At 68.8% G+C, this 25,745-nt stretch carries 29 protein-coding genes and 2 pseudogenes; 16 read left to right on the top strand and 15 right to left on the bottom strand.

Features of this window, described 5'->3' with window-relative positions; genetic code table 11:
- Window positions 1-37: 37 nt before the first annotated feature.
- The gene (locus tag ABZ562_RS17900) at window positions 38-358 is read right to left on the bottom strand and encodes a VOC family protein (protein WP_361479956.1); all 321 of its coding nucleotides are present in this window, start codon (window positions 356-358) and stop codon (window positions 38-40) included.
- Window positions 359-383: 25 nt separating this feature from the next.
- Window positions 384-1,211 (bottom strand): MOSC N-terminal beta barrel domain-containing protein, encoded by an 828-nt coding sequence (locus tag ABZ562_RS17895; RefSeq protein WP_361479953.1) that lies wholly within the window; start codon window positions 1,209-1,211, stop codon window positions 384-386.
- Between the two features lie 385 nt (window positions 1,212-1,596).
- On the opposite strand from ABZ562_RS17895, the gene ABZ562_RS17890 reads away from it, so the two are divergent.
- Window positions 1,597-2,847, top strand: coding sequence for an MFS transporter (locus tag ABZ562_RS17890; RefSeq protein WP_361480384.1), 1,251 nt, complete (start codon window positions 1,597-1,599; stop codon window positions 2,845-2,847).
- A gap of 29 nt (window positions 2,848-2,876) precedes the next feature.
- Here the strand turns inward: ABZ562_RS17890 and ABZ562_RS17885 are convergent, their stop codons facing one another.
- Window positions 2,877-3,407 carry a hypothetical protein gene (locus ABZ562_RS17885; RefSeq protein ID WP_361479950.1) on the bottom strand — a complete coding sequence of 177 codons (531 nt, stop codon included), beginning with the start codon at window positions 3,405-3,407 and terminating at the stop codon, window positions 2,877-2,879.
- A 195-nt stretch (window positions 3,408-3,602) separates the two neighbouring features.
- Between ABZ562_RS17885 and ABZ562_RS17880 the strand changes: the two genes are divergently transcribed.
- Window positions 3,603-3,848, top strand: a complete 246-nt coding sequence (locus ABZ562_RS17880) for a hypothetical protein (RefSeq protein WP_361479947.1) — start codon at window positions 3,603-3,605, stop codon at window positions 3,846-3,848.
- A gap of 61 nt (window positions 3,849-3,909) precedes the next feature.
- On the opposite strand, the gene ABZ562_RS17875 is transcribed toward ABZ562_RS17880, so the two are convergent.
- Together ABZ562_RS17875 and ABZ562_RS17870 are read right to left on the bottom strand one after the other, a co-directional pair.
- Window positions 3,910-4,506 (bottom strand): helix-turn-helix domain-containing protein, encoded by a 597-nt coding sequence (locus tag ABZ562_RS17875; protein ID WP_361479944.1) that lies wholly within the window; start codon window positions 4,504-4,506, stop codon window positions 3,910-3,912.
- A gap of 283 nt (window positions 4,507-4,789) precedes the next feature.
- On the bottom strand, window positions 4,790-5,557 hold the full coding sequence (locus ABZ562_RS17870; protein ID WP_361479941.1) for an IclR family transcriptional regulator: 768 nt from the start codon (window positions 5,555-5,557) through the stop codon (window positions 4,790-4,792).
- A gap of 129 nt (window positions 5,558-5,686) precedes the next feature.
- Between ABZ562_RS17870 and ABZ562_RS17865 the strand changes: the two genes are divergently transcribed.
- From ABZ562_RS17865 to ABZ562_RS17855, 3 genes are all read left to right on the top strand, one after another.
- Window positions 5,687-6,691 (top strand): D-glycerate dehydrogenase, encoded by a 1,005-nt coding sequence (locus ABZ562_RS17865; RefSeq protein WP_361479938.1) that lies wholly within the window; start codon window positions 5,687-5,689, stop codon window positions 6,689-6,691.
- A gap of 240 nt (window positions 6,692-6,931) precedes the next feature.
- Window positions 6,932-7,765: an IS5 family transposase gene (locus ABZ562_RS17860; RefSeq protein ID WP_361479935.1), complete on the top strand. Its 834-nt coding sequence runs from the start codon at window positions 6,932-6,934 to the stop codon at window positions 7,763-7,765.
- The gene (locus ABZ562_RS17855; protein ID WP_361479932.1) at window positions 7,762-8,016 is read left to right on the top strand and encodes a hypothetical protein; all 255 of its coding nucleotides are present in this window, start codon (window positions 7,762-7,764) and stop codon (window positions 8,014-8,016) included. Before ABZ562_RS17860 ends, ABZ562_RS17855 begins: the two co-directional genes overlap by 4 nt.
- Before the next feature lie 143 nt (window positions 8,017-8,159).
- Here ABZ562_RS17855 and ABZ562_RS17850 read toward each other — a convergent pair whose 3' ends face one another.
- The 3 genes from ABZ562_RS17850 to ABZ562_RS17840 all read right to left on the bottom strand — a co-directional run bounded on the left by ABZ562_RS17850 (window position 8,160) and on the right by ABZ562_RS17840 (window position 10,330).
- Window positions 8,160-8,630 (bottom strand): VOC family protein, encoded by a 471-nt coding sequence (locus tag ABZ562_RS17850; protein ID WP_359008639.1) that lies wholly within the window; start codon window positions 8,628-8,630, stop codon window positions 8,160-8,162.
- A gap of 418 nt (window positions 8,631-9,048) precedes the next feature.
- Window positions 9,049-9,588 carry a hypothetical protein gene (locus ABZ562_RS17845; protein WP_361479929.1) on the bottom strand — a complete coding sequence of 180 codons (540 nt, stop codon included), beginning with the start codon at window positions 9,586-9,588 and terminating at the stop codon, window positions 9,049-9,051.
- A gap of 28 nt (window positions 9,589-9,616) precedes the next feature.
- Entirely contained in the window at window positions 9,617-10,330 is a 714-nt protein-coding gene (locus ABZ562_RS17840; protein ID WP_361480381.1) for an SDR family oxidoreductase, read from the bottom strand.
- Window positions 10,331-10,526: 196 nt separating this feature from the next.
- Between ABZ562_RS17840 and ABZ562_RS17835 the strand changes: the two genes are divergently transcribed.
- From ABZ562_RS17835 to ABZ562_RS17825, 3 genes are all read left to right on the top strand, one after another.
- Entirely contained in the window at window positions 10,527-10,697 is a 171-nt protein-coding gene (locus ABZ562_RS17835; RefSeq protein WP_361479926.1) for a hypothetical protein, read from the top strand.
- A 6-nt stretch (window positions 10,698-10,703) separates the two neighbouring features.
- On the top strand, window positions 10,704-11,039 hold the full coding sequence (locus ABZ562_RS17830; protein WP_361479923.1) for an MOSC domain-containing protein: 336 nt from the start codon (window positions 10,704-10,706) through the stop codon (window positions 11,037-11,039).
- Between the two features lie 363 nt (window positions 11,040-11,402).
- Window positions 11,403-12,098 (top strand): type 1 glutamine amidotransferase domain-containing protein, encoded by a 696-nt coding sequence (locus ABZ562_RS17825; RefSeq protein ID WP_266300656.1) that lies wholly within the window; start codon window positions 11,403-11,405, stop codon window positions 12,096-12,098.
- A 71-nt stretch (window positions 12,099-12,169) separates the two neighbouring features.
- Here ABZ562_RS17825 and ABZ562_RS17820 read toward each other — a convergent pair whose 3' ends face one another.
- On the bottom strand, window positions 12,170-12,754 hold the full coding sequence (locus tag ABZ562_RS17820) for a short chain dehydrogenase (protein WP_361479919.1): 585 nt from the start codon (window positions 12,752-12,754) through the stop codon (window positions 12,170-12,172).
- A gap of 83 nt (window positions 12,755-12,837) precedes the next feature.
- Here ABZ562_RS17820 and ABZ562_RS17815 point away from each other — a divergent pair.
- Window positions 12,838-13,637, top strand: a pseudogene (locus tag ABZ562_RS17815) (cation:dicarboxylase symporter family transporter); the annotation flags it as partial.
- 573 nt (window positions 13,638-14,210) lie between these two features.
- Window positions 14,211-14,501 (top strand): GlsB/YeaQ/YmgE family stress response membrane protein, encoded by a 291-nt coding sequence (locus ABZ562_RS17810; RefSeq protein ID WP_361479916.1) that lies wholly within the window; start codon window positions 14,211-14,213, stop codon window positions 14,499-14,501.
- 157 nt (window positions 14,502-14,658) lie between these two features.
- Here ABZ562_RS17810 and ABZ562_RS17805 read toward each other — a convergent pair whose 3' ends face one another.
- Entirely contained in the window at window positions 14,659-14,925 is a 267-nt protein-coding gene (locus ABZ562_RS17805; RefSeq protein ID WP_361479913.1) for a DUF4235 domain-containing protein, read from the bottom strand.
- A gap of 167 nt (window positions 14,926-15,092) precedes the next feature.
- Between ABZ562_RS17805 and ABZ562_RS17800 the strand changes: the two genes are divergently transcribed.
- A complete protein-coding gene (locus tag ABZ562_RS17800) occupies window positions 15,093-16,187 on the top strand; it encodes a YihY/virulence factor BrkB family protein (RefSeq protein ID WP_361479910.1) in 1,095 nt (364 codons plus the stop codon).
- A 616-nt stretch (window positions 16,188-16,803) separates the two neighbouring features.
- Window positions 16,804-17,214 carry a CorA family divalent cation transporter gene (locus ABZ562_RS17795; protein ID WP_361479907.1) on the top strand — a complete coding sequence of 137 codons (411 nt, stop codon included), beginning with the start codon at window positions 16,804-16,806 and terminating at the stop codon, window positions 17,212-17,214.
- 279 nt (window positions 17,215-17,493) lie between these two features.
- Here the strand turns inward: ABZ562_RS17795 and ABZ562_RS17790 are convergent, their stop codons facing one another.
- A complete protein-coding gene (locus tag ABZ562_RS17790) occupies window positions 17,494-18,429 on the bottom strand; it encodes a LysR family transcriptional regulator (protein WP_361479904.1) in 936 nt (311 codons plus the stop codon).
- 135 nt (window positions 18,430-18,564) lie between these two features.
- Between ABZ562_RS17790 and ABZ562_RS17785 the strand changes: the two genes are divergently transcribed.
- The gene (locus ABZ562_RS17785) at window positions 18,565-19,806 is read left to right on the top strand and encodes an MFS transporter (protein ID WP_361479901.1); all 1,242 of its coding nucleotides are present in this window, start codon (window positions 18,565-18,567) and stop codon (window positions 19,804-19,806) included.
- Window positions 19,807-19,974: 168 nt separating this feature from the next.
- Here the strand turns inward: ABZ562_RS17785 and ABZ562_RS17780 are convergent.
- Window positions 19,975-20,076 (bottom strand): annotated as a pseudogene (locus ABZ562_RS17780) (amino acid transporter); the annotation flags it as partial.
- Between the two features lie 451 nt (window positions 20,077-20,527).
- Between ABZ562_RS17780 and ABZ562_RS17775 the strand changes: the two are divergent.
- Window positions 20,528-20,947 carry a hypothetical protein gene (locus tag ABZ562_RS17775; RefSeq protein WP_361479898.1) on the top strand — a complete coding sequence of 140 codons (420 nt, stop codon included), beginning with the start codon at window positions 20,528-20,530 and terminating at the stop codon, window positions 20,945-20,947.
- Between the two features lie 49 nt (window positions 20,948-20,996).
- Here the strand turns inward: ABZ562_RS17775 and ABZ562_RS17770 are convergent, their stop codons facing one another.
- The gene (locus tag ABZ562_RS17770; RefSeq protein ID WP_361479895.1) at window positions 20,997-22,232 is read right to left on the bottom strand and encodes an epoxide hydrolase; all 1,236 of its coding nucleotides are present in this window, start codon (window positions 22,230-22,232) and stop codon (window positions 20,997-20,999) included.
- Between the two features lie 431 nt (window positions 22,233-22,663).
- Window positions 22,664-23,281, bottom strand: a complete 618-nt coding sequence (locus tag ABZ562_RS17765; protein ID WP_361479892.1) for a helix-turn-helix domain-containing protein — start codon at window positions 23,279-23,281, stop codon at window positions 22,664-22,666.
- A 125-nt stretch (window positions 23,282-23,406) separates the two neighbouring features.
- On the opposite strand from ABZ562_RS17765, the gene ABZ562_RS17760 reads away from it, so the two are divergent.
- Window positions 23,407-24,399: a 4,5-dihydroxyphthalate decarboxylase gene (locus ABZ562_RS17760; protein ID WP_361479889.1), complete on the top strand. Its 993-nt coding sequence runs from the start codon at window positions 23,407-23,409 to the stop codon at window positions 24,397-24,399.
- 425 nt (window positions 24,400-24,824) lie between these two features.
- Window positions 24,825-25,256: a VOC family protein gene (locus tag ABZ562_RS17755; RefSeq protein WP_361479886.1), complete on the top strand. Its 432-nt coding sequence runs from the start codon at window positions 24,825-24,827 to the stop codon at window positions 25,254-25,256.
- A gap of 69 nt (window positions 25,257-25,325) precedes the next feature.
- Here ABZ562_RS17755 and ABZ562_RS17750 read toward each other — a convergent pair.
- On the bottom strand, window positions 25,326-25,745 hold a 420-nt coding region (locus ABZ562_RS17750), incomplete at its 5' end, for a transposase family protein (RefSeq protein WP_361479883.1).

Genomic DNA, 25,745 nt, shown 5'->3' with positions numbered 1-25,745 from the left:
CACGCGCGCCCCGCGAGCAGCCGCTCGCCTCAGGACTTCATGACGCGTACAGCTCCACGGCACGCCCATCCGGGTCTTCCACTACGTGGCGGCCAGGGGCCAGCGGCGGCGTCACAGCCCGGCCCTCGACGGTGAAGCCCAGCCGCACACTGGAGACGGGCCGCTTGGCGGTGGCGGGATAGAGCTCGATCACCGTGCCGTCCGGCAGGGTGGCGGCGTAGTGGGTGGGCCCGCGCCCGTGCTGTTCCGGGACGAAGGACAGTCCCAGACCGGTGTAGAACGCGCGGGACTCCTCCAAGTGGTCGGTGTAGAGGACCAGGAGTGCGATGCGGGCGGCTTCGGCGGACGTGGCAGACATGAGGCTCCGTACTGGTTCGTTCGTGTCAGAACTCCGACGCCCCCCATGAGGTGACGTGCACTTCGTCGCCCACGGACAGCTTGCCGGGGCGCAGCACGGCGTACTTCGTGCCGAACGCGACGCCGCCCTCGGCGGCCCGGCGGTAGGCGGCCAGGGTGCGCAGCGGCTCGGGGCCCGCCTTGGCGCCCGACCGCTGGTCGACCATGGTGACGGCGCAGCGGATGGCGAGCTTGGCGTAGCCGAGTTCCGTGTCGCCGATGGTGATGCGGTGGGCGCGGTCCTCGGTGTGAGGGGTGTTCCAGCCGTCGACGACGATGTTCGGGCGGAAGCGGTCCATGGGGAGGGGCGGGGCGCCGCGCTCGTCCAGCCGCTCGTTCAGCAGATCCAGGGTGGCCCGGGAGAGGATGTGGACGGCACAGCTGTCGGCGTACCCGGAGGTGCCGGGCGTGCGGCCATCGGTGACCCGCTCGTGGTCGTCCGGAACGCGCACCAGACGGCTCGGCACGCCGAGGACACCGGACAACCACGCGGCGGCTGCGTCGCCTTGGTCGACGCCCCTGAACGGTGCCCCGAACAACTCGACCTCACGCAGCGGTCCGGAGGCGTCGACATCGATCACGACCGGGTCCGCGTCCGGGGCACCCAGCGTGAGCCGTTGCCCGTCGGCGCCGATCCAGGGGCGGATCAAGGCCAGCCGCGGGTGGCGCCGTTGGCTGCGGAAGACACCTTCCTCGCTGATGACCATGAAACCGCGGTCATGGGCCAGACCGGCGGGCGTCAGCACTGCGGCGTGCGCCGACATCCCGGCGCACCCCTTGACGGGATAGGACAGCAGCTCCACGACCTTGGCCACATGCTTTCCCCTCGTCCGCGCACATGTCATACCGCCGTGATCCTATGGACCTGTGGCCGCGAGGCAATCGAAATACACGGGGCGGCTCGCCCACGAGTCGGCCCATCCCACCGGAAACCCCGAAGCACGGCTGCTACGGGTCATGTTCTGCCACGCGATCGCCCGTGGCGCCATCAGGACGGGCACGCCGGTGATCACTGCCACGAGCCGGCGCGGTCGCCAGTCAGCTGCGGGGGAGGGCCCACCCGGTCCCGGAGTGGATCGTCACCGGTGCCGGAACGAGGGCGCGTACCCGACATCAGCCGCCCCCGTGCCGAGCCCGGTTTAACGAACCCGCCCCTATGATGTTTGCGTGAACATCCAACCGGACGGGGACGCGCGGAGGATGCCCGCCGGGTTGGTCGCGCTCGCGCTCGGCAGCTTCGGTATCGGCCTGACCGAGTTCGTGATCGCGGGCCTGCTGCCCCAGGTGAGCCGCGACCTGGATGTCTCCGAGGCCGCGGCCGGGTGGCTCATCTCGGGATACGCGCTGAGCGTCGCGATCGGCGCCATCCTGCTGACCGCCGCCACCACCCGCATCCACCGCAAGGCCGTCCTCGTCGGGTTGGTGGCGCTGTTCGTCCTTGGCAACCTGCTGTCCGCCGTCGCGCCCACCTACGCCGTGGCACTGCTCGGCCGCGTCGTCGCCGCCCTGTGTCATGGCTCCTTCTTCGGCATCGGCTCGCTCGTCGCCCGCCGTATGGTCCCGCCGGGGCGGGCCTCGCGCGCGGTCGCCGTGATGTTCGCCGGGCTGACGGTCGCCAACGTACTGGGCGTCCCGTTCGGTGCCCTGGTCGGCGAACGCTTCGGCTGGCGCGCCACGTTCTGGGCGATCACCGGGATCGGCGTGCTGGCCGTGGCCGCCATCGCCGTCTGGGTCCCGGCCTGGGCGGGCGCCGTGGACGAGGCCCACCGGACGGTGGGCCTGCGCCCCCAGCTACGCGCCTTCCGCTCCCGGCAGGTGTGGCTGACCCTGGCCGCCACCGCCCTCGGCTACGGCGGCATGTTCGGGGCGTTCAGCTACCTCGCGTACACCTTCACCGAGGTCACCGGCTTTTCCAGTACCGACGTCGCCTGGTTGCTCGTCGTCTACGGCAGCGGCCTGGTCATCGGCAACGTCGCCGGGGGCCGGGCGGCCGACCGCGACCGCGACCGTACGCTGATCGTGTCCCTGGCCGGGCTCGCCGCCACGCTCGCGGCGTTCGGTCTGCTGGCCGACGGACGGGTCGCGTCGGTGGTCCTGGTCTTCCTGATGGGCGTTTTCGGGTTCGCCGGTGTCCCTGGCATGATCACCCGCGTCACGGACGCCGCCGGCGGCGCGCCGCTCGCCGCCAGCGCCAACGTCTCGGCGTCCAACGTAGGCAACGCCCTGGGCGCCTGGCTCGGCGGCCTCGCGATCAGCGCGGGCCTGGGCTACACCGCGCCGCTGTACGCAGGCGCCGCGGTCGTGACGCTCGGCCTCGCCGTCATGGTGGTCACCGCGCGCACCGGGCCTGCCACCTCATCCGCGCCGGCCGGCCCTGGCCAGGCAACCGGCAACGCCCGGCCGGACCAGGCACCCCGGCACACCACCAGCCGCCCGGGACCTCGACGGTGACGGCGACCGCCTTCGTACCGCGCCCGGTGTCAGCCGGCCGTCTTCACCTTGGTGGCCTTGGCCACCTGGCAGGTCTTCGGCATCGCGGCGGAGTCGCCCTTCCAAGCGGTGGACGCGAGTGCGCTCCTCATGGCTCCGGCTTGGACGGGCTGGTGGTCGAGGGTGGTGTAAATCGCCTGGTCGGGGTGTGCCGAGTTCAGGAAACGGATCTTGACGGTGTAGGCATAATCCGCCGCGCCATTGGCGTTGTTGAGCTGGACGACCGCGAACAGCTTGGACGCGTCGCGCAACTGGCACGACTTGACGCTCACTTCGGCCTTGGACGTCACGGCCTGGGCGGCGCCGGATCCGCTGCCGGATCCGCCGGTCGGCTCGCCCTTCGCGGCGGACCGCGACGATGTGGCCGTCGAGCTCGGCGAGCCGCTGCTGCTGGTGTCCTTCTTGCCGTCCTGACCGGCGGACGGCGCGTCGTCCGACCCGCTGCCGGAGCAGGCCGTGAGGGCGAGGAGGGCGGAGGCGGCGACCGCGCCGAACACGGCGGTGCGAGGAAGGCGGTGCATGCTGAAAGGTCCCCCGTCAGGACACAGGTTCGCCGGATGGACCGGCCCAGTCCGCTTCACGCTAGCACCCGCCACAAGCGCCGTGTGCGACGCGGTATGCACTGACGTTCGGTGCTGCCGTCGCCTGCCCACGACTCGTCGATGAAGCCAATAAGTCGGTGGCGAGCCAACCGGGCTTGCCACCAAGCTGTGTTCATGCCCCGACACCACCGGAAGGACGATGTCCAGCGACTCCTCTACGAACTCTGTGTCGACCTCGGCTTCTGCCTACCACCGCACGAGCAGCGACGTCTGCTGCAGGCGCCGCCCGCCGACGCGCACCGCTTCACCGACGCCGTCTTCGAGGCAGAGGGGATGGACCACCCCGGCCAAGACGACCAGCTGCGACGGCAAGTGCAGGAGAAAGTGGAGCGGCACATGCACAGCTGGGGCACCCCCTGAGCGCGAACAGACCGGACGACGGCCCAGCACATGACGTGGACGCAGCCATCGCCTGGCCGTTTCAGCCGGAGCCTCCGCCCTCCTGGTCCGTGGTCGTGGACCAGCCGATGAGAGCGCCGCGCAGTGCGGCCACCAGCCGGGTGGCGGCCTCGTCCTCCGTCCGTCCGCTCTTGACGAGGTCGAGGATGTCGCGGGGGTCGAACAGGGCGTTCCACAGGTACAGGGCCTCGTCCCCCGGGTCCTCGAGGCCGAGTTCCTCGGCGGTCTGCCGCAAGGGTTCCGCAAGCGCCTCGGCCTGTGGAGCGAGATAGCCGGTGCCCTCGCGCAGTCGTTCGAGGTAGCCGCGGTGCGAGCGCATCTGCGCCATCGCCCCGCCGCGCTCCAGCACCAGCGACACCCAGTAGCGGGAGACCGCCTCCAGCTTGACCATGCCGGTGGTGGTCTGCCGCGCGCTGAACTCGCGCAGTTCGGATCCCACCTGCGACCGGAAGGCGTGCAGGATCTCCTCGACGGAGGAGAAGTGCCGGTACGCCGTCGCGGTGGACACCTCGGCGTGCTTGGCGATGTCGGCCAGGCTGACCTGGGTCGGCGAGTTCTCGAACAGCCGCGCGGCGGCCTTGATGAGCTGCCTGCGGTTGCGCTCGGTGTCGCTGCGCATCGGCCGACGCTCCTGTCACATGTGAACCACCGTTCAGCGGAGGGCCGAGAGCCCGCGAGCCAGTCGGCGGACGCCCTCGGTGATGGATTCCGGGCTGGCAGCGTACGACAATCGCAGAGGGCCCTCGTCCCGCGCGTCGAATTCGCTGCCCGGCCGCACGGCGACGCCGTGCTCGTGCCCTGCACCGAGGGCAGGTCCACGGCGTACGACGGCAACACGCAGAAAGCGCCCTCGGGTTCTTCGTACGTTGTGGATCCAGGAGGCGGACCGACGGCCGGCCGGATCAGCGGGCAGGCAGCCGGACGCCCAGCTCGGAGGCCGCCGCCTGAAGCAGAGGCACCATGGCGACCAGATCGTCCATGCTGCGGCGGAAGGCGGGCGCGGCGGTGGACAGGGCGGCGAAGACGCTGCCGTCCGGCCGCAGGACGGGGACGGCGACGGCGCGCAGCCCGCGGTGGTGTTCCTCGTCGGCGGTGGCGTAGCCGCGCTCGGCGGCTCGGGCGACGGCTTCGCGCAGGACGCCGCGGTCGGTGATGCTGTTCGGCCCGTGCGGGGTGAGCTCGACACGCTCCAGGAGGTCGGTGCGTACGTCGTCGGGGGCGAAGGCCATGAGGACCTTGCCCATCGAGGTGCAGTGCAGCGGGCCGTGGCGGCCTGGATCGCTGCGCACGCCGACCGGCTGGGGGCCGTCCACGTAGTGCACGTACAGGTGGCGGGCGCCGTCGAGGACGGACATGAGGGTGGTTTCCTCGGTCTGCCGCGTCACGCGCTGCATCACGGGGAGGGCGGTGCCGGCGAATCCGTACACCTGGCCCGCCTGCTGGCCGAGCTGGAACAGCCGCAGCCCTGGTTTGTAGCGCTTGCCGGCGGTCTCGAACTCCACCAGACCTTCCCGGCACAGGGAGTTGACCAACCGGTGTGATGTGCTGACGGGGACGCCGCTCTCGCGGGCCAGTGCCGACAGCGTGATGCCGTGTGGATGCTCGCCGACCAGGACGAGCAGCCGGATCGCCCGGCCGACGACATCGGCCGGTACGTCGCTGGTGCTCACGCTGTGCAAATTACCACTTGGCGGAATCGATTTTCATCCAGTGGTTGACATCGCCCTGCTCCGCTCCTGACGATGCTTTCCGTTGAATAGATAGTATTTCCATTCAGTGGAAAAATCGAGGAGTGGCGTATGACGCAGCGAGTGCTCACCACCCGGCCCGCCCTGCCCGGTGGCGGCCTGGACCGGCTGGCGGCCCAGTCGGAGCTGGTGCGCTGGGACGGCGAGGGCAAGCCCGAGCCGGCCGAGCTGCACGCCCTCGCCGCCGGCGCCAGCGGCATCCTCTGCCTGGGCAACGACCGGGTGGACGCCGCCCTCCTCGACGCCGCCGGACCGTCGCTGAAGGTCGTCGGGCTGGCCAGCATGGGATTCGACGCCGTCGACCGGGACGCGGCGGCCGAGCGCGGAGTCGTGGTCACCCACACCCCCGGTGTCCTCGCCGAGACCACCGCCGATCTCACCTTCGCCCTCATCCTCATGGCCCGCAGGCGGCTCGGCGCCGCCCGCGACTCACTCGCCGCCGGACAGTGGGGCCTGTTCCGCATGGACGACTACCTGGGCCTGGACATCCACGGCGCCACCCTCGGACTGGTCGGCTTCGGCCAGATCGGGCGCGCGGTGGCACGCCGCGCCCAGGGCTTCGGCATGCGCGTGCTGCACCATGACCCCTTCGCGCCCGATGACACCCAGGACCCGCCCTCCACGGCCGTGGATCTGGCCACCCTGCTCGCCGAGGCCGACGTGGTCTCGCTGCACGTCCCGCTGACACCGCAGACCCGCCACCTCATCGGCGCCGCGGAGCTGGCGGCCATGAAGTCCACCGCGACCTTGGTCAGCACCTCCCGGGGCGGTGTCATCGACGAGGACGCCCTGCTCCACGCCGTGCGCGGGGGAGTCATCCACTCGGCGGGCCTGGATGTCTACGAACGCGAACCCATGGGCGCCGACCTGTCGCCCCTGGCCTCCGAGCCGCATGTCGTGACGCTTCCGCACATCGGCTCGGCCACCGACGCCACCAGGGCCGCCATGGTCGATCTCGCCGTCGACAACATCCTCGAAGTACTCGCGGGCCGCCCGGCGGCCACACCGCTGCCGGGCAGCGCGGCCCTGCCGGGCGTCCTGGCACCCCGCGCCTGACCCCCACCGAACCGTCCGCGTCAATCGGACGAAAGCGGGCGGCCCGGATCCTGTCCGCCGCCCGCGGTCCCTCTTCCCGGCAATCGGCCTCCGGCAGGGGCGGTAGCCGGGTGGCCACGCCGGCCTGATCAGGAACTGAGAGGGCGGAATGAGAGATTATGTCCGTTCTGTCGTCCCGGAAAGTGTGGCCTTGTTGCACTCCCGCCGGTCACGGGGCGGCTGGCATGTTGAGGTGGGTGCGTGAGTGACCGCAAGCCCTACAAGAGCGACCTATCCGACGAACGCTGGGCGCTGGTCGAGCCGGTGATCACCTCGTGGAAGGCCCAGCACCTCTCCGTCAGCGGACACCAGGGCCGATACGCGATGAGGGAGATCGTCAACGCGCTGCTTTACCAGTCTCGGACCGGCTGCCAGTGGGACTACCTCCCGCACGACCTACCGCCCGCCGGAGCGGTGAAGTACTACTTCTACACATGGCGTGACGACGGCACCGACCAGGTCATTCACGACCTGCTGCGCTGGCAGGTCCGCGAGAAGAGGGGCCGATTAGCCGACCCCAGCCTGGTGGTGTTGGACACGCAGAGCCTGCACGCCGCGGCCGGGGTGCCCGCGGAGACGACGGGGCGGGATGCGGCGAAGAAGGTGCCCGGTCGCAAGCGGGGACTTGCTGTGGACGTGCTGGGTCTGGTGATCGCCGTGGTGGTGCTGGCTGCCTCCGTCCACGACAACGCCTTCGGCACCGCCCTGCTCGACAAGGTCGCCGCCAGTGCCGCCGGCACCGTGACGAAGGCCCTGGTGGACCAGGGATTCAAGAAGACCGTCGTGGACCACGGCAGGCAGGTGGGCATCGAGGTCGAGGTTGTCGAGCGCAACCCTGCCGATGCCGGGTTCGTCCCGCAGCCGATCCGGTGGCGCGTGGAGCAGACGAACGGGATCTTGATGCTGCACCGGCGGCTGGTGCGCGACTACGAGCACCGCCCGTCCTCGGCCGAATCCCGGGTGTACTGGGCGATAAGCGACGTGATGACCCGTCGGCTGACGGGCAGCGCGACCCTATCCTGGCGCGGCGGATGACCGGTGGGGAACTGACCCTGGGTGCGGTGCTGGCACGACTGGAGGAGCGCGAGCGGGAGATCGCCGCGCAGGCCGAGCAGATCACGCAGCTCACCGCTGTGCTGGATTTGGGTCTCTGTCCGCCGGGAGCGCTCTACATCGTCCGAGACGATGAAGTGTCCCAGCAGAACCCCATCGATGGGCGGCGGGAGCTCGACCATCTGACACCCCCACTGGCTTGTGTCATCCCACTGACGACCGGATCGAAGTAGACATGACCCTCTGCATGCATAGCATTACCTTGCGACAGCTTGTTCTCTGAAATTCCGATCCTCTTCTCGGCCCAGATCGGGCTTCCATCTCCCGCGATTCGCGGGCAGGTGGGACTCGCCGAGTGTGGCCGGGACCCCGGCATTCACTCCGAATCGCCAGCGCGCGTACTTGACGGCCAGTGAGCGGGCGACCAGTCTCCCTCGGGGTCGGTAGTCTGCCCTACTTCGATCAGGTGGCCGTCGGGATCGCGGATGTAGCAGCGGATCTCGTACTCGTGCTGTTTCGGCGGTGTCAGAAACTGGGCGCCCCGGGCGCTCCACTCCGCGTACAAGGCGTGGACGTCCTTGACCCGGATATTGAGGAAGCTGCTGACCCGGTCGGGATCGCGTGGCGTGGCCAGGGTGACCGACGGCTTGTCGTCGGTCGGGCCGCCGCCGACATTGATGATGATCCAGCTGTTGGCCAGGGCGACATAGGTCAGCCCTCCGGGGCCGGAGTAGGCCACCCGGCCGCCGAGTACTTCGGTGTAGAAGCGCCGAGAGCGCTCGACATCGTCCGAGACGATGAAGTGGGCCAGCACAATTCCTTCTGGCGGTGGGGGGAGCTCGGCCATCTGGTACCTCCGCAGGTCGGTCTCATAGCCCGTTGACCGCGAGGCCTGCAGGCGGCGTTGACATGAGCGGGATTCAGCGTTGCTCCAGCATTCCCTCGAAGAAGCCAATAATTCACGGCATCACCCTTCCGGCAGATGCGCGGGTGTCGCCGCAAGTCACCGAACGCTGGCACTGGCCGGGGCCGCTCGGCCAGGATCGCGTTGTGAGGCGCCTTCAGAAGGTGGGTAACGGCTGGCGGACCTCGCGCACCCGTCGTGGCTGCGGGCGGCCGGTCCCTCGCGGACGAGGAAGGTCGGTCCGGCGGCAAGGTTGTACCGGGCGAGCGGTATTCGGGCACCGAGGTCCGGTCCAGTCCGGGCCGTATCGGTAAGTCATCTCGGCGGTGACGATCGGCACGCCGTCACCGCGGATCGCGGACTACAGTTGCCGCGAGAACACGGAAGCCCTGCTCAGCAACCAGAAAGCGCTGCTCGTGCCGACGCCGTAGGCGAGGTGGGCGGTCAGATCATCACCCAGCGTCTTCGCATCGTAGGTCCAGATGGGTTTGTAGAGTCCCGCGATCGGAAGTACCACGTATCCGCTGAGCCACACGAGCGCGCCGTACGGGAGCCCGTAGAGGACGTGGGGCTTGCGCAGCGAGGCGCTGACAATGCCGTAGAAGGCAGCGTTGCCTACTCCGAAGGCCCAGTGCATGAACGTGCTGACGGGGAACGCCGCGCCGTCCGGCAGCTCGCTCTGGGTGAAGGCCTCGGCCAGGCGCTTGGCGACCTGGCCGGGATCCGGCGCCTCCTGCCAGCTGCGAACCGGGGCGAACTCCCAATGCAGGGCGTTGTGTTCGCCGCCGGCTCGTCGCTGGCGCAGGAACCGCACGGTGTCCATGCAGACGGTGCCGATCACTCCCGCCGCCAGACCCGCACCAACGGCGCCGAGCGGAGTCAGCTGCTTGCGCGTGCGCATGGGTCGATCACTCCCGATCCCGGTTCTTTCAGAAGCCGGCGCTCTGGCCGCCGTCGACGTGCAGGATCTCGCCGGTGACGAACGAGGCCTGTTCGAGGTACATGACCGCCTCGACGACGTCCTCGATCTCGCCCATCCGCCCGAGCGGGTGCAGCGCGGCGAGCGTGCCGCCCGGGTCGTCCGGGTGCAGCGGAGTGCGGATGACGCCGAGTGAGACGGCGTTGGCGCGGATCCGGCGCGCCGCGTATTCGATGGCCAGTTCCTTCGTCGCTGCGGCCAGGCCGCCTTTGGTCAGCGAGGTGAGCGCCGCGGGTATGCGTGCGTTGGCGCGGTCGACCAGCGACGTCGACACGCACAGGACGTGCCCGCCATCGCCGCCGGCGAGCATCGCAGGGATGGCGCTGCGCGTGACGTCGAAGAAGCCGCGCAGGTTGACGCCAGTCACCAGGTCGTAGTCGGCGTCGGTGTAGTCGGTGAACGGTTTCTCCATGTAGACGCCGGCGTTGTTCACCAGCGTGTCGATCCGCCCGAAGCGATCCAGCGCCCGCTCGACGATCTGTGCACCGGTACCGGGCCGGCTCAGGTCGCCGGGCACGGCGAGCACGTCCGCATCGTGCGACGAGGGGATGGACCGCGCGGTCGCGACGACGGCGTACCCACGCCCGCGGTACGCGTCAGCGAGGGCCGCACCGATGCCTTGTGACGCACCGGTGACGATTGCCACCTTCTTCTCCGAGCTCATCGGCATGTCCAAGCTGAGGTGCTCACGCTGGAAGTCTCCGGCTCACGGCGGGCCGCGCACGACGACTGCGCCCACCGGCTCTCACCCTACGTCCGGCCGAGCCCCGGCGCCCGCGTGGAGCTCATCGGGTACGGCCGGCGGCCGACCGCACGACGCTGGACGCACCGCCCTGCCGAGCGTGGGAGGAGCACAGGTCATGGCCGCTCTGATCGCCGTGAACGTCGGCACGCCGAGGGGCGTCCCCTGGCACGGCAGGACCACCCGCAGCGGCATCTGGAAGCACCCCGTCGCCGGGCCCGTGATGGCGCGCCGGCTCGACCTGGACGGCGACGGCCAAGGTGACCTTGCCGGGCACGCCGACGAGTAGCGTGCCGTGCTGGTCCACCAGTTGAGCTCCTACCGCCATTGGCAGCACTCCCTGGAACGGAACGACTTCACGTACGGCCAGTTCGGCGAGAACCTCACCGTGGACCGACTCGCCGACGACGAGGTGTGCATCGGTGACCGCCACCAGATCGGCGGTGCGGTCGTCGAAGTCAACCAACCCCGGTTGACGTGCTACCGCGTGGGGTTGCGGCTCGGCGAGCCACAGATGGCCGCCCTGCTGCTGTCCCATCGGCACCCGGGCCCTCTCCATGCGGGTGCTGACCGAAGGGCGGGTGCGGGCCGGGGACAAGATCGTGAAGTCTCCTCGGGTCTGAGGAGATGACCGTCGCGGAGATCGACGCGCTGCTCTACCTGCGGCCACGTCGAGTACGCCCCGCAGTCCCGGGACCCCCGCTGGAGGAAGCGCGCTCATCTGCTGTTCGACGCCCCCGGCCGCGGCCCGGCCGGCCGAGCCGACCGACGTGGTCCTGGACGTGTGACCGGATGCGTCCGTGGTCGAGGGCACCACCGCCGACGGCGCGAGACGAGTCCGAGTCCGCCGACGGAGCCTCGGGTTGCGTGCGGTCGGCGCAGCTGCCTAGCGTGGTTGTGGTGGGGAGGGAGAGATCACCGGCGGGGCGAGTCGGTTGCGTGGGGCATCCCGCCGAAACCACTCCTGGCATGCGCCCGAAAGGGGATTTCTGCCATGGCAAAGGTGCTCTTCATCGTCAGCGGAGCCACCTACTGGGTGTTGAAGGACGGCACGCGACACGCGACCGGCTACTGGGCCGAGGAATTCGCGAACCCGTACAAGATCCTCACGGACGCCGGTCACGACGTCGTCGTCGCGACGCCGAACGGTGTGACTCCGACCGTCGACATGATGAGCCTGCGTCCCGAGATGGTCGGCGGAAACGACAGCGCCCTGGAGCTGGAGGCCGTCATCCGTTCCGCGGAGGTGATGCGTCGACCGCTGCAGCTGTCAGACGTGCGCCTGGAGGACTACGACGCGGTCTACCTGCCGGGCGGTCACGGTCCGATGGCAGACCTGGCGTGGGACGCCGACGTGGGGCGGCTGCTGACCCAGCAGTTGGCCTCGGGCAACCCGCTGTTCATCGTCTGTCACGGTCCCGCCGCGATGCTGGCCACCAGGATCCACGGTGAATCGCCGTTCAAGAGCCACAACATCACCTGCTTCACCGACGAGGAGGAGGATGGCGTCGGACTGGCAGCCAAGGCACCATGGCTGCTGGAGACCGACGTGAAGGCGAAGGTCGGGGTCAAGTTCAGTCGTGGTCCGGTCTGGGAGCCCTACATGGTCGAGGACCGAAACCTGGTGACCGGACAGAACCCGGCCTCGGCCGCGGTCCTCGGGAACCGGATGCTGGAGATCCTCAAGTGACCCAAGGTTCCACAGTCACACGATCTGGCGGCACCGAAACGGACATCACGTCACGTACCGCCCTCTGATAACTACGGACGTATGGTTTGCCCCTGCGCGGTGCCCTCCACGGTCTCCACATACGCACCGGCTACCTCGGAGACAGGAGTAACGTCAGCCGAGTCCGCCCCCATGCTTTGCAGGGTCTCCTTGATCCAACCCGGGCTGACGAGGTTGATGCGCAGGCTCCGCGGCAACTCGGCAGCCGCATTGCGGACGAACCCCTCCAAGTCAGAGTTGATGAGAGCCCCCAGCGATCCACCGGCCAGCGGAGCGGAGAAGGTGCCTCCGGTCAGCGTGACGGAACCGCCATCCCGGAGATGACGCACGGCTCGTCGGGCCAGGGCGACCTGTCCCAAGAGCTTGCCTTGCACTCCTGCAACGATCTCGTCGTCCGCCACTGACGCCAAATCCACCAACGGGCCACTGGAGGCACAACACACCACCGCGTCGAGGTCCGGCAACTCCTCGAAGAGCGTATCCAGAGAGGAAGGATCTTCCAGATCCACCTTCACCGGGCCTCTACGCGAAGCCTTCACAACCTGATGAGAGGCCTCTAACGCGCTGGCGACAGCTGTGCCGACCGTTCCGGTCGCCCCGATCACAAGTACTTTCATGTCACTGATCTTGCCAGTGGTGACACCCCGAGTGCCGTAGGGATCAATGCCCCTACACGGGGCCGCCTGGTCTCACTGACGTCATTTCTCGTGAACAACAACGAGCCTCAAGATCGCTAACTGCTGACCAAACCGGTAGACAAACGCTGCTGCTTGAAGTGAACGAAGCCATCGCCGCGTTCACCGAGGGCAACCTGCTCGCCGCGATCGTCTTCGCCCTCTTCCTCGGCGTCGGGATGGCCGCCGTCGGCGAGAAGTCCGCACCCTTCGCATCGGTCCTGGAGTCCGTCTCCTCGGCCATGTTCAAGGTCGTCGGCTACGTCATCCGCGTCGCTCCCCTGGGCGTCCTCGGCTTCATCAGCTACGACGTGGCGCACTACGGATTCGGCAACCTCAAGAGCCTGGTCGGCTTCATCGCCGTGGTCTACGCAGGCCTGGCCATCGTCCTCGGCGTGGTCTTCCCGGTCATCGCGCTGATCTACCGCATCCGGTACGTGGACCTGCTCAAGCAGATCGGCGGACTCGTCGGGCTCGCCTTCGTCACGCGCAGCTCCGAAGCGGTGCTGGCCCCGCTGATGGGCAAGCTCGAAGCCTTCGGCATCAGCCGCTCGACGTCCTCGTTCGTGGTCCCCCTCGGCTACTCCTTCAACTCCGACGGCTCCGTGCTCTACCAGGCCACCGCCCTGGTGTATCTCGCCCACGCCTACGGTGCGGACACCTCGATACCGTCCCTGCTGCTCATGGTCGGTGTCCTGGTGGTCCTGTCCAAGGGGATGGCGGGCGTCACTCGGCCTCCATCGTGGTGCTCCTCGCCGCGGGCAAGACGATGGGCATCCCGCCCGAGGGAGTCGCACTCCTGGTCGGCGTCGACTTCATCGTCGACATGGCGCGTACCGCGGTGAACGTCGTCGGGAACGCGCTGGCCGCCGCCGTCGTGGACCGCTCGGAGGCCAAACGGGACGCCCACATCGGCGCACCGGAGGGTTCGTCGTAGAGCGGTCGCGTCCCGGGAGCGCCATGGGCGGCACCACCGTGATCCGGGATGCCCGGTGATCTGGTCTTCTGTTCCGGGACCATACCGAATCGGCTGGGGACGTTTTCGTGCGCGCGTCATTGTACGTGGCCATTGCGGACGACCTCATGGGCAGGCTCTCCGCGGGGGAGTGGCCGGTCGGGGGCTGCTGCCCACCGAACCGGAGCGGGCCGCGGCGTCTCCCGGGAGACGCCGCGGCGGCCTTCACCACGCGACTCAAACCCCCGACGCGTGAGCCGGAACCGACACCGTGCCACACCGTGGTCGATGGGCGCGTGGACGGCCGGTCCGGCGGGTTGCGTACGTCCCCGCACGGGTGGGCGTGGACGGTATGCCGAGGCGCCTGACGGCGGTTTGGCGATGTGTTCGTTGGAAACACGTCTCGCGAGCCGGAAGGAACCGGAAGTAAGGAGATACTTCACCATGGGCATCATCGCGTGGATAGTTATCGGTCTGCTCGCCGGGGCCATCGCCAAGGCGCTCATGCCCGGCAAGGATCCGGGCGGAATCATCATCACCATGCTCATCGGTATCGCCGGAGGCCTGCTCGGAGGCTTCCTCGGCAAGGTGATCTTCGGAGTCGAATCGATCGACGGCTTCTTCGATCTGTCCACGTGGATCGCGGCCATCGTCGGGTCCGTCATTCTTCTCGCGCTGTACCGGCTGGTCACCGGTCGTGGACGCGGACACCGGCGTGGACACGCCCACGCGTAAAGCCCTGGGCAGCAACAGTGGCCGGGTGCGGTGACACGCGCCACGGGAAGTGAAGTACACGCGAGCGGCCTCCCGTCCCCCCACGGGAGGCCGCTCGCAGATCTGGCGGCGGGGCCTTCGCCTCCGGAAAGGGCCCGCCGCCACAGGGCTGAGGCGGTCAGCCGGGCCAGGTGCCGGTCAGCCTGCGCGTGACGGTGGCACCGGCTCGGTCGACGGCCGCCTTGACCGCGGAGAAGACGGCGCCCTGGAGGGTGGCGGCGAGCAGTACCTCGCCCCAGGTCCGTTCTTCGTCGGTGGCGTCGGGCGCGTCCTGCTCGTTGCCGAGCACCTTCCACGCCTGCCTGAACAGCCTGCTGGCGATCATGCCGCTCACGAATCCCAGCGCCAGTCCGACTGGCTTGTAGGCCACCTTCGATGCCTTCACGTTCCGTTCCATCCTTTCCTGTGGCGACGCTGCGTTGACGGTGCCCTTCCACTTCAGAGCGGGTTCACGGGTACCCACGGCGAACGAGTTCAGAGCACACCGCGAAAGAGCCGCACGCACCGGCGGCCACGGCGCGTGGCCCGCCGCCAAGGGGGTACCTCGCACCCATGGTGGGGCTACCAGAACCGGGACACGAAAGTCACCAGCTGCGTTCGGACCAGACCGCGGAGGCGGATCCGGGGACTGCCGCCCCTGGGTCACCGGCACACCCGGGGCACTCCTGCGGCCCCGACGAGCAGGTGGAACGGCGCGCGCCGGACACTCCGGCCGATCTGCCGAAACGGTCCTGGGTCGCGGTGTTCAGGGGCAGCCTGAGGGAATTCAAGGACGACGAGCTCACCGACCGGGCCGCCGCGCTGACCCACTACGGGGTGCTGTCGCTGTTCCCGGCGCTGTTGGTGCTGGTCTCCCTGCTGGGCATCGCCGGCAAGTCCGCTACGGACGAGGTGCTGAACAACCTCAGAAAACTCGCCCCCGGCTCGGCGCGCGACATCATCACCCGGACGGTGGAGCAACTGCAGGGCAACGCCGGCACCGGCTCCGTCATGGCCATCATCGGCCTGGTGCTGGCGGTCTGGTCGGCGTCCGGGTACGTGGCGGCGTTCATCCGCGCGTCCAACGCCGTCTACGACATGCCCGAGGGGCGCCCGGTATGGAAGATCCTCCCCGTGCGGGTCGGGGTGACCGTCGTGCTCATGTTGCTGGCCGTGGCCAGCGCGCTGATGGTCGTCTTCACCGGCGGCCTGGCCCGCCAGGCCGGGGCGGCCCTGGGGATCGGGGACACCGCACTGTCGGTGTGGTCCATCGCCAAGTGGCCCGTCCTGGTCATCCTGGTCACGATCATGATCGCGATCCTCTACTGGGCCGCTCCGAACGCCAAGGTGAAGACGTTCAAGTGGATTACGCCCGGCAGCCTTCTGGCTCTGGTGATCTGGATGGTCGTCTCCGGCGGGTTTACGTTCTACGTCGCCAACTTCGCGTCCTACAACAAGACCTACGGCACGATGGCGGGTGTCATCGTGTTCCTGGTCTGGCTGTGGATCAGCAACCTGGCGATTTTGCTGGGCTTGGAGTTCGACGCGGAGACAGCACGTCAGCGCGCGATCGCCGGCGGCCACCCGCCGTACGCCGAGCCCTACGTCGAACCGCGCGACACCCGGAAGTGGGATGACCAGGATCTGCGCCGCATGGACAAGACCTGACCGCGGCCGGCTCGGAGTGGCGCCCGGCCCATCAGGCCGCGTCAGCGCTCCGCCGCCCCGGCTCGCGCCCCGCCTCGTTCTCGACCGCCCGGTCGGTGGGACCGGAGCGAGGAACGAGGGACAGATGACGCCTATGAACATGGCTCGTCGGCCGTACGGGTGCCGGTTGCTTGAGCAACCACTCCTCATAGCGACCCATGGCCAGTGCCAGGCACATCATTCCGGGCGGAAGCAGGACGGCGATGAAGACCACGACGACTCCTCTGGAAGACCGCTCCTACTCTTCGGGTAACCCGCCTGGGCCGACGGAAAGCCCGATGAGGTGAAGGCAAGGTGACCAATGTGTGCAGACGTTACGCCCGAGGCTGCTCGGTCCCTGGAGGAGAGGAGTGCACGGGGCGCGGTGGTGCAACCGGGAATGATGAGGTGTGTCGTTTACCGTGAGTCGGCGGACGAGCTGGAGCAGGTGGACTGCGGGCCGGAGACTGCCGGGCCGAAGTGCTGGACCGTCTGAACGAAGCCGGCGAGCAGGATTTCTGCTGGGTGCACCTGGACCAGCCGCGTCCCGGCGACCTGGAAGAGCTGGCAGGCCCGTGGGGGGCTGCATCCGCTGACGGTGGAGGACCCCGTCCAGGCACATCAGCGGCCCAAACGCGAGCGGTACGGGGACGTGCTCGCCGTCGCGCTGAAAACGCTGTGGTACGTCGAGGACGGCTCGCTGCCGTACTTCGCTGACGTCGCTGATCACCTGCACCGCACCGACAGCGAGGTGCGCTCGCTGGATGAGCTGCTCAACTCCGCCCTCGACGCCCACCTCGCACGCGTCGGGACCTGGCAGAACGACGACATCCGCCGCATCTCCGCCTGGGCCGCGATCCTTGCCGGCCCGACCCTCATCGCCGGTATCTACGGCATGAACTTCGCCCACAAGCCGGAACTGGACTGGAGGTTCGGCTTTCCCTTCACCCTCACCGTGATGGCCACCGCGGCCGGCTTGCTGCACCGGATCCGGCGTCCGTCCGTATGACCACGTCGCACGTGGCCGCGGCGGATTCGCATCGCTTTCATCCCCTTTTCGGTGGTTCGAGCGTGGGGTGGGGCGGCCGGCGGAGCAAGGGATTCGGCTGTCCGGGCGTTGTCAGGCGTTGTCCGAGACTGCCGCAGGCCACTGACCTGGCGGTGTCCGGGAGGCCTGCACCGGTCACCGATGTGGACCTCGCGCTGCATCTCCGGTCGAACCCGTACGTGACCGCCGCCCGGTGGCGGGCCGGGACCTGCACGAAGATGGCCGAAGGCGCGGAGGCGTTCAGCGCGGAATCACCCAGCCCGGCACCCAGGTCCCGGCGGCGTCGTGCCCGGCCGCCGCGGCGGTGAGGTGGGCGCGCAGGGTGGCCAGGGCCGGGTGGGGGTTGTCGCGGTGCCACAGGAGCGAGTGCGGGTAGACGGGAGTGGGGTCGGTGACCGGGATGCGGCGCAGGCCGTGGCCGGCGGGCCAGACGAGGCGGGTCTGCTCGCTCATGAAGGTGGCCAGGGCCGGGGTGTCGGCGACGGTGTCGAGGAGCGCGTCGGAGCCGAAGTTGGGGCCGGTCGCCTCGATGGTGAGGTCGAACTCGGCGACGAGGTCGTCGTAGTAGGCGGCCCACTCGGTCCCGGGGACGATGCCGGGCATCCAGATCCGGTGCCCGGTGAGCTGGGCGAGGGGCACCGACCGGGCATTCGCCAGAGCGTGGGCCGGGCCGGTGACGAGCCGGAGCGGCTCGTCGAGCACCCGGACGGACTCGATGTCCTCGGGAAGGGGCCGGCCGGGCGCGGCGACGGCGCGGAAGGACGCATCGATCTCACCGGACCGGATGGCGGCGACGGCCGTCTCGACGTCGAACAGCCACACCACGTCGAGCTCGATCTCGGGGTACGCGCGATGGAAGCCGCGCATCATGCCCGACGGCGCGCCGCGCGAGGCGATGATGTCGACGCGCAGCGGGCGGCGGCCGGTGTGCACGGATGTGACCGCGCGCTCGGCGACGCGCAGTAGCTCGCGCGCGTGGGGCAGGAACGCCTGCCCGTCGATGGTGAGCTCGGCGCCCCGCGGCGTGCGGGTGAACAGCCTCGCGCCGAGATGGCGCTCCAGCGCGGCGATGCGCTTGGAGACAGCCTGCTGCGTGATCGACCGGTCGGCGGCGGCTTTCTGGAACTGGCCCGCTTCCGCGACGGCGACGAAGGTACGTACTGCTTCGAGGTCCACGCCGATTCACCTTAGTGAACAACGGATGGTTGTGGCCGGTCGGCGGGACAGTTGTTTGACCTGCCACTGGGTGACTCGCTTAGCTCTCACAGGTCAACGTCGGTTTGTGCGGGTGGCCATCAGGGGGCGCTGAGCATGGTGGGCAGGAGACGGTTGGGCCGGCAGTTCGGCTGGTTGTGGGCGGCATACGCGGTAAGCGCCTATGGGTCCGGACTGGGGTTCGGGGCGCTTCCTCTGATCGCCGTGCTGGCGTTGCATGCCGGCCCCGCTGAGGTGTCCGCGCTGTCCGCGGTGGGTCCTGCGGTGGGCGCGCTGATCGCGGTGCCACTCGCGCCGTGGGTGGAATGCCGGCGCAAGCGCCCGGTCATGATCGCGATGGACCTGACCCGGTTCGCGGTCATGGCGACGATCCCGGTCGCCTACGCCTTCGGATGGCTCGGTTTCGTCCAGCTGCTCGTGACCTCGACCGTGGTCGCCGCAGCCAAGATCGCCTTCAGCGCGGCCAGCGGTGCCTACCTCAAGGCCCTCGTCCGGCCGGATGACCTCCTCGTGGCCAACGCGCGATTCGAGTCCACGAACTGGAGCTCCATCGCGGTCGGACCACCGCTGGGCGGAGCGGCGATCGGCCTGTTCGGTCCGGTTACCACCGTGGTGGCCGACGCGCTCAGCTACCTGTTCTCCGCGCTGGGCATCACCGCGATTCGGGGCCGAGAAGACGCGCCGCGAACAGCCACCCAAAGTCTGATCCGCGCAGGCGCATTGCTTGACGGCTGGCGACACATCCTGGGCCACCCCGGCTTGCGGGCGCTCTACCTGAACAACATGCTCGTCGCCGGTCTGATCATGGCCACCGAGCCGCTGCTGGCCGTGCTCCTGCTCCGCCAGCTCGGTTTCCCACCCTGGCAGTACGGTCTCGCCTTCGCCGCCCCCTGCGTCGGCGGACTGATCGGCTCCCGGCTGGCCCGCCGTGTCGTGGCACGCTACGGCCAGTACAGGGTCTTCCGGACCGTCGGCACCCTGCGCGCCATCTGGCTGATCGGCCTGGCCTTCGTCCACCCCGGCGTCATCGGCTTCGTCACCGTGATAGCCGTCGAGCTGGCGATCATCATCAACATGAGTCTGTACACCCCGGTACTCGCCACCTACCGGCTCGAGCACACCCCCAACCATCTGGTCGCCCGCACCCTGTCGGCCTGGTCGATCGGCCAGCAGGCGTCCATCGCCATCCTCACCGCGCTCGCCGGACTGCTCGCCGACGCAACCACCCCACGCACCGCTCTCACAGTCGCGGGACTGCTCATCCTGACCACCCCGCTCCTGCTTCCCCGACGAGATCACGTCGCGTCCGAGCCGGACGTGGCCAGTAGCCACTCATAACCCACCCCGCAGGCCGTCCGCGCGGACGGCGCCGGTGTGGACTGCACCGGTGATCCGCCGCCCCGCACCGCCCGACCTTCCCAGACCTTGGGCTTACGCCAGCAGGCGCTTGATCCTTGGGTGAGGTCCGTACGTCTCGGTGATCGCGTCGGCGAGCCACCGTCGCTCCCACGGACGCAAGCTCCCCGGCGGGCCGGCACACCACCCCTGCCGACCCGCCAGGACCCGCTGGGAAGCGAGCTGGCCACGCCGCAGCAGGAGCACATCAATGCCGCCATGGCTTCGGAGCCGATGGCCCGCCGCCGAATCGCCCCCAGAGGGGCCCACCTGCCACCGCAAAGTCCGCCACGGCCCGGATCAACTTGGCCCGGCCGGGTGAAGCCCCTCCAGGCGCGGGCGGCCTGCTCATGTCCCCGGCCAACGCAGGACGCGTCGACCCGACCCGGAGGTCGCCGATGCGGCCAGCGAGCATGCCGTTGTCGTCGGCCACGACCACGGCGACGTATCCCACCCGAGCCCCGGCGTCCCTGATTTCGGCGACGGTCCAATCACCGAGGCCATCGCGTATCTCCTCGAGTCTGCGCTCCGCCGCCAGCCGCACCGAGCCCGGCCGCGAGGTACGAGGCTTGAAGTCCTTCTGCCGTTCCGTGACGATGACAGTCAGGGCAGGGGTCTCGGGCGGTGGGAAGACGGTGGCCGGAAAGCATGAGACCGTCTGGTTGTGGCAAAGACGATGAATGGGTTGCAGACAGCCTTGGCTGAGGCTTCGTCTCCTTCGTGGTGGCAACGGGGCCGTGCCGGGCGTGACCTTGCCTCCTTCGCTGAGGTTCCTGAGGCCGCGGAAGCGTTGGTGGGGCTTCTGTTGGACACCGCGGACACGTCGGTGACCCGGAAGACGGCTGAGGCGCTGGCCCGGGTGGGGACGGTGGCCGCCGTGAGGCTCATCGCCCTGGCGGTTGCCGAGGCCGACGACAACCATGCCGACTGGATGCAGACCGGGCTGCATGACGCGCTCGCCGGACCGGGCGGTGTGCCTGATATCTCGGCAATCTGCGGGCAGCTCGCCGGGGACCCGGAAGCAGCTGTCCGTCAGGGAGCCGTCGGGATTTTGGCGTGGACAGAAGGGTGTGAGGTGATGTGAGTCGAACTGCCTGTGTGGGGGAGTGAGTACCGTGTCTGCGGTCGAAAGGTCAGGGGCGGCGGCCCCGGAAGGTGGTGCGGAGGTCGGTGACCCAGGCGTCCGGATTCTCCCAGGGGATGAAGTGACCGCCGTGGTCATGGGCGTTGACGTTGACGTGGTTGAACCAGGCGGCCTGGGGACCGTTGATGAATGCCTGGACGCGTTCGGCGGCGGTGTGGATGCCCGGCGGGTTCTCATGGCCGACAAAGGTGAGCCCGACGGGCGCCTGGACGACGGGGGTGCGGTCGTGGGCCGGGGCCCAGGGGTAGCGGTTGGCGTTGGCGTAATAGCGCATCGACGTGGCGATGGAGTTGTTCGCCCAGTAGATCGTGGCGTGGGTGAGCAGGTCGTCCTTGGTGAAGACGGACTCGACGTCGCCGCCGGTCTCGCTCCAGGAGTTCCAGCGTTCCAGGAGCCAGGCGAGGAGCCCGGCGGGTGAGTCGCTGAGGCCGTGGGCGAGCGTGGCGCCGTCGAGCATGTGGACGGCGAGGTGGACGGCTGAGCGGTGATCGAACTCGATGATGCGGCTGCGGACCTCCGGGGGCTGGTCATCGGTGAGGGGGCGGTTCCGGGCGAAGTCCCAGGCGCGGGGGCCGGTGAAGAAGTCGAGCGGGAGCCCGGAGCCGATGTGGATGCCGTAGAGCTCGTCCGGATATTTGTGGCCGAGCTGGCTGGAGACGATCCCGCCGATGTCGCAGCCGCCGGCCGCGTACTTCTCGTACCCGAGAGTCTCGGTCATCAGGGTGTGCCAGAGGTCGGAGACCTTCCAGAAGTTGACGTCGGGGAAGCCGGTGAGCGGGCCGGGGAAACCGAACCCGGGCAACGAGGGCACGAGGACGTCGAAGGCGTCGGCGGGGTCGCCACCGAAGGCGGCGGGGTCGGCGAGCGGGTCCATGACCTTGGACCAGTGCCAGAAGGTCCACGGCCACCCGTGGGTGAGGATGAGCGGGACGGGCGCGGGGCCGACACCCGGCTTGCGCATGAAGTGCAGCGGGACTCCGGCCACGGTGACCCGGTAGTGCTCGTACGCGTTGATCGCGGCCTCGGCCTTGCGCCAGTCGAACTGGTCCCGCCAGTAGGCGACCAACTCGTCGAGATACGTACGCGGGACGCCGTAGGACCAGTCCTCGTTGGCCTCGTCCACCGGTGGCCGGGTCAGTGCGAGCCGGGCCCGCAGATCGTCGAGGACTTCGTCGGGGACGTGGATCGGGTCGGGTTCCAGAGGAAAGGGCCGAGGGGTGTTCATAGGGAGGTTCCTTACCATGAAGGGCGCAGCGGCGCAGGTGACTCGCCGTCGCGATGGGGGACCGGGCGCAGCCCCTTCTCGCAGCGCCGGGAGCGCGGCGGACGCGATCGATCGCCGCTGACCCCTGTCGAGGCGGGCGGACGGGCAGGGTGGACAGGCCGTCAAGCGCTCCTTTCGCCGCGTCTCCACCACCTTGGCACCGGCCGCCGTGATGTGCACCAGCCAACGGCGGACAACGCCTGCTCGTCCTCGCTCACGCATCTGCCGTTCCGCCGAGTGCCTGCCGCGTGAGCCGCTCCATCAGGCAGCAATGGTCTGGAGGAATGATCCGGCAGTCGACACCCGAGGTGTACACGATGTGTCGGGGTCTGGCCTCGATGCCCATGTCGCGTTGCTTGAGCCGATCGCCGGCGTGGCGCAGTCGTCGCTCATCACAAGATCAGCCCGGCACGCAGGTCGTCTGCGAAGCCGGCCGTGTCCGTGAGTCCGAAGGTCACGCGCTGGAGCAGGAACCCGTGCAGCAGCCCCATCACCACGCGGGCTCCGCGGTCCGGGTCCACGGTGGGGGGAACGGCGTCTGCGGCCCGGCCGCGGCGCAGCGCGTCGGCGATACTGGCTCGGACCTTCTCGAAGCCCTCCGCGGCCGGGCCACGCAGCTGGTCGTTGCGCAGCACCTCCGACCACGTCTGCACGACGCAGCGCAGTAGCTCGTCGACTGCGACGGTGTGCCCCGCCGCGTCCTGCACTGTCTCGCCGCTGATCGTGTCGAGCGCGGCGGCCACCAGTTCCGCGACGGTCGGGGCGTCCGTGCTGTTGGCCAGGCGCTCAACCGGTTCGAAGATCAGCCGGAACGCGTCGCCCGCGATAGCGAGGATGATCTCCTCCTTGCTCGTGAAGTAGCGGTAGGGCGCGCCGGCCGAGACGCCTGCCTCCGCCGCGATGTCCGGCATCGTGCTCTGGTGGAACCCGTCGCGGGAGAAGCAGCGGCGGGCCGCCGCGACGATCTCGGCGCGCTTGGCTTCGCGGCGCTCGGCTGTGATGCGCGGCATGGTGACCCCTTTCATCGTGAATGAACATTCACCTTGACGGCTCGTCTGTCCCGGGTTCACTATAAAAGTGAACAATCATTTACGGAAGCGGGCTTCCCGTGAACTCCCAGAGGAGGGATCCACTGATGACTGCGAAGCTGAGCATCGGCGTCTACGCCTACGAACACACCGAGGCACTGTTCGACGGCCGGGTCGTGGTCGGCGGGGTGGAGGCGGAGTTCGAGACGGCACCCCTCGTATCGGACATCTTCCGTCGCACCGTTGAGGGGCACTACGATCTTGCCGAGCTCGGTCTCACCTACTTCCTGCGCACCTTCGACCTCGATGATGCGCCGTTCCTGGCGCTGCCGATCCTGCCCAACCGCAACTTCCGCCACTCGGCGATCTTCGTGAACACCGCCAGCGGCGTCGAGAAGCCCCAGGACCTCGTCGGCCGGACCGTCGGCGAGTTCGCGCTCTACGGCCACGACGCCGGGGTCTGGCCGAAGGGCATCCTGGCCGACGAGTACGGCGTGACCCCCGACCAGTGCCGCTGGGTCATCGGAGGCACCAACCACCCCATCCCCGCCTGCGACTGGATCCCGCAACCCGTCCCGGACGGCGTCGACGTGCGCCACGCGCAGGACGGCCAGACCCTGGGCGCCATGCTCGAATCCGGCGAGATCGACGCACTGATCTCCATCGACGTGCCACAGGCGGTGCTGGATGGCTCACCGAAGGTCGCCCGCCTGTTCCCCGACTACGAGGCCGTCGAGCGCGACTACTACCGCCGCACCGGAATCTTCCCCCCGATGCACATCGTCGCGATCCGCAGGGAACTGGCACAGCGGCCGGGCCTCGCACGGGCCGTCTACGACGCCTTCACGGAAGCCAAGGAACTCGCCGAGCGGAAGTACCTGGTCGGTGCTGTGAAGCAGCATATGAGCGTCATCACGCCGTGGTTCAGCGTGCTGTTCGAGGAGAACCGCCGGCTGCTCGGCGACGACTGGTGGCCCTACGGGGTCGGCGCGAACCGCAAGGCCATCGACACCTTCTTGCGCTACCACCATGAGCAGGGTCTGTCGAAGCGCCGGCTGACGTGCGAGGACATCTTCGTGCCGGAACTCCTCGACACCTGAGTCCAGTGGCAGCGATGTTTCGGGTTGTGCCGATTCCGCTACCCCGCTACCCCGCGACCGCGCTGGCCGCAGTTATCAACAAGTGGCTCTCACCAGTTCTTTCACAACACGCCCTGGTTGGCGAGGAGTCCGCGTAGCCATTGCGGCCTTGCGGTTCCTTCGTCTTGGAGATGGCGGCATGAGGGGCCACCCCGGTGAAGCCGTGGAAGGCGCCGGTCTTAGGGTTGTCCCGTAACTGATCTTTGGCAGCACGAGAGTGGCCGGCCGGGATCGCATCCCAGATCCCCCCTTTTTTTGGGAGGCACCGGCCTCGGTTCACTCCTGGGACCGCACGACACAGCAGCGGACAGCAGGGGCCCTCCTCCCGACAACGTGCGGACCTACGACCCCAGGGAGATGAGCAGGACCCCTGTTATCATGCGCCGATGTCAACGATCAAACAGTTCCAAGTGACCTTCGACTGCGCGGAACCTGCGCGCCTCGCCGCTTTCTGGTGCGAGGTGCTGGGATACGTTGTACCGACGGTCCCGGAGGGCTCTGCCACGTGGGAGGAATACCACCGCTCGCTGCCGCCTGAGGACGAGATCTACTTCGCGTGCACTGATCCCTCCGGTGTGGGTCCACGCCTGCTCTTCCAGCGAGTTCCCGAAGGCAAGGTCGTCAAGAACCGGGTGCATCTCTGTGTGCGGGCCGGCGCCGGGCTCGTGGGTGACGAGCGCCTGGCCACACTCGAGGCCGAATGCGCACGGCTGATGGCTCTCGGCGCGAAACACGTGCTGACGCAGCGCGCCGATGGCGTCAACGAGTCGTGCATCACGATGCAGGACATCGAGGGCAACGAGTTCTGCCTCGCCTGAATCTCCTCCAAGACTGCGAGGTGGGGAGTCGTCTCCCGTGGACCTCTCAGGACCCGCATGCGGCAGGAGCTATCCCGTGGGAGCAAGGTTGTGTAGGCGGGCGATGCCGGGCATGGCGTGATGGACGCCGTCGCCGCGCAGGCGGCAGTCGCGGAGGATCTTCCACGGCTTCATGCGGGCGAAGCAGTGCTCGACGCGGGCGCGGACTTGCTTGTGCGATTTGTTGTGGGCCTGCTTCCAGTCGGGCAGCTCCTCGCCCGGGCGGCGGCGGTGCGGCATCACCAGGCCGGTGCCCGGGTAGCCGCCGTCGGCGATCGTGGTGGTGTTGCCGACGGCGGCCTTGGCGCCGGACTCGGCCCAGGCCCGGCTGTCGTGCCGGTTGCCCGGCAGCGGTCGGCCCACCGTGACGTGCGATCTCTTGGTTTGGTGTCGGTGGTGGTGAGTGTCGGTGGTGGTGTTCTGGGTCTGGGGTGTGTCTGGGCTGGTCAG

The sequence above is a fragment of the Streptomyces sp. NPDC019937 genome (assembly GCF_040631655.1).
In the GTDB taxonomy this organism is placed as follows: Bacteria; Actinomycetota; Actinomycetes; order Streptomycetales; family Streptomycetaceae; genus Streptomyces.
Note: the sequence above shows the minus strand (reverse complement) of the source record. Positions and strands in the feature narration are given on the sequence as shown.

Excerpts from the sequence above, each read along its gene's own strand:
- ABZ562_RS17875 (WP_361479944.1), bottom strand. The coding sequence starts at position 4,506 with ATGCGCAGCGACACCGAGCGCAACCGCAGGCAGCTCATCAAGGCCGCC.
- ABZ562_RS17835 (WP_361479926.1), top strand. The coding sequence starts at position 10,527 with ATGGCCGCTCTGATCGCCGTGAACGTCGGCACGCCGAGGGGCGTCCCC.
- ABZ562_RS17840 (WP_361480381.1), bottom strand. The coding sequence starts at position 10,330 with ATGAGCTCGGAGAAGAAGGTGGCAATCGTCACCGGTGCGTCACAAGGC.
- ABZ562_RS17800 (WP_361479910.1), top strand. The coding sequence starts at position 15,093 with ATGGTGGGGCTACCAGAACCGGGACACGAAAGTCACCAGCTGCGTTCG.
- ABZ562_RS17820 (WP_361479919.1), bottom strand. The coding sequence starts at position 12,754 with ATGAAAGTACTTGTGATCGGGGCGACCGGAACGGTCGGCACAGCTGTC.
- ABZ562_RS17865 (WP_361479938.1), top strand. The coding sequence starts at position 5,687 with ATGACGCAGCGAGTGCTCACCACCCGGCCCGCCCTGCCCGGTGGCGGC.
- ABZ562_RS17880 (WP_361479947.1), top strand. The coding sequence starts at position 3,603 with ATGCCCCGACACCACCGGAAGGACGATGTCCAGCGACTCCTCTACGAA.
- ABZ562_RS17900 (WP_361479956.1), bottom strand. The coding sequence starts at position 358 with ATGTCTGCCACGTCCGCCGAAGCCGCCCGCATCGCACTCCTGGTCCTC.
- ABZ562_RS17845 (WP_361479929.1), bottom strand. The coding sequence starts at position 9,588 with ATGCGCACGCGCAAGCAGCTGACTCCGCTCGGCGCCGTTGGTGCGGGT.
- ABZ562_RS17755 (WP_361479886.1), top strand. The coding sequence starts at position 24,825 with ATGTCAACGATCAAACAGTTCCAAGTGACCTTCGACTGCGCGGAACCT.
- ABZ562_RS17770 (WP_361479895.1), bottom strand. The coding sequence starts at position 22,232 with ATGAACACCCCTCGGCCCTTTCCTCTGGAACCCGACCCGATCCACGTC.
- ABZ562_RS17825 (WP_266300656.1), top strand. The coding sequence starts at position 11,403 with ATGGCAAAGGTGCTCTTCATCGTCAGCGGAGCCACCTACTGGGTGTTG.
- ABZ562_RS17810 (WP_361479916.1), top strand. The coding sequence starts at position 14,211 with ATGGGCATCATCGCGTGGATAGTTATCGGTCTGCTCGCCGGGGCCATC.
- ABZ562_RS17850 (WP_359008639.1), bottom strand. The coding sequence starts at position 8,630 with ATGGCCGAGCTCCCCCCACCGCCAGAAGGAATTGTGCTGGCCCACTTC.
- ABZ562_RS17785 (WP_361479901.1), top strand. The coding sequence starts at position 18,565 with ATGGTGGGCAGGAGACGGTTGGGCCGGCAGTTCGGCTGGTTGTGGGCG.
- ABZ562_RS17890 (WP_361480384.1), top strand. The coding sequence starts at position 1,597 with ATGCCCGCCGGGTTGGTCGCGCTCGCGCTCGGCAGCTTCGGTATCGGC.
- ABZ562_RS17760 (WP_361479889.1), top strand. The coding sequence starts at position 23,407 with ATGACTGCGAAGCTGAGCATCGGCGTCTACGCCTACGAACACACCGAG.
- ABZ562_RS17765 (WP_361479892.1), bottom strand. The coding sequence starts at position 23,281 with ATGCCGCGCATCACAGCCGAGCGCCGCGAAGCCAAGCGCGCCGAGATC.
- ABZ562_RS17855 (WP_361479932.1), top strand. The coding sequence starts at position 7,762 with ATGACCGGTGGGGAACTGACCCTGGGTGCGGTGCTGGCACGACTGGAG.
- ABZ562_RS17885 (WP_361479950.1), bottom strand. The coding sequence starts at position 3,407 with ATGCACCGCCTTCCTCGCACCGCCGTGTTCGGCGCGGTCGCCGCCTCC.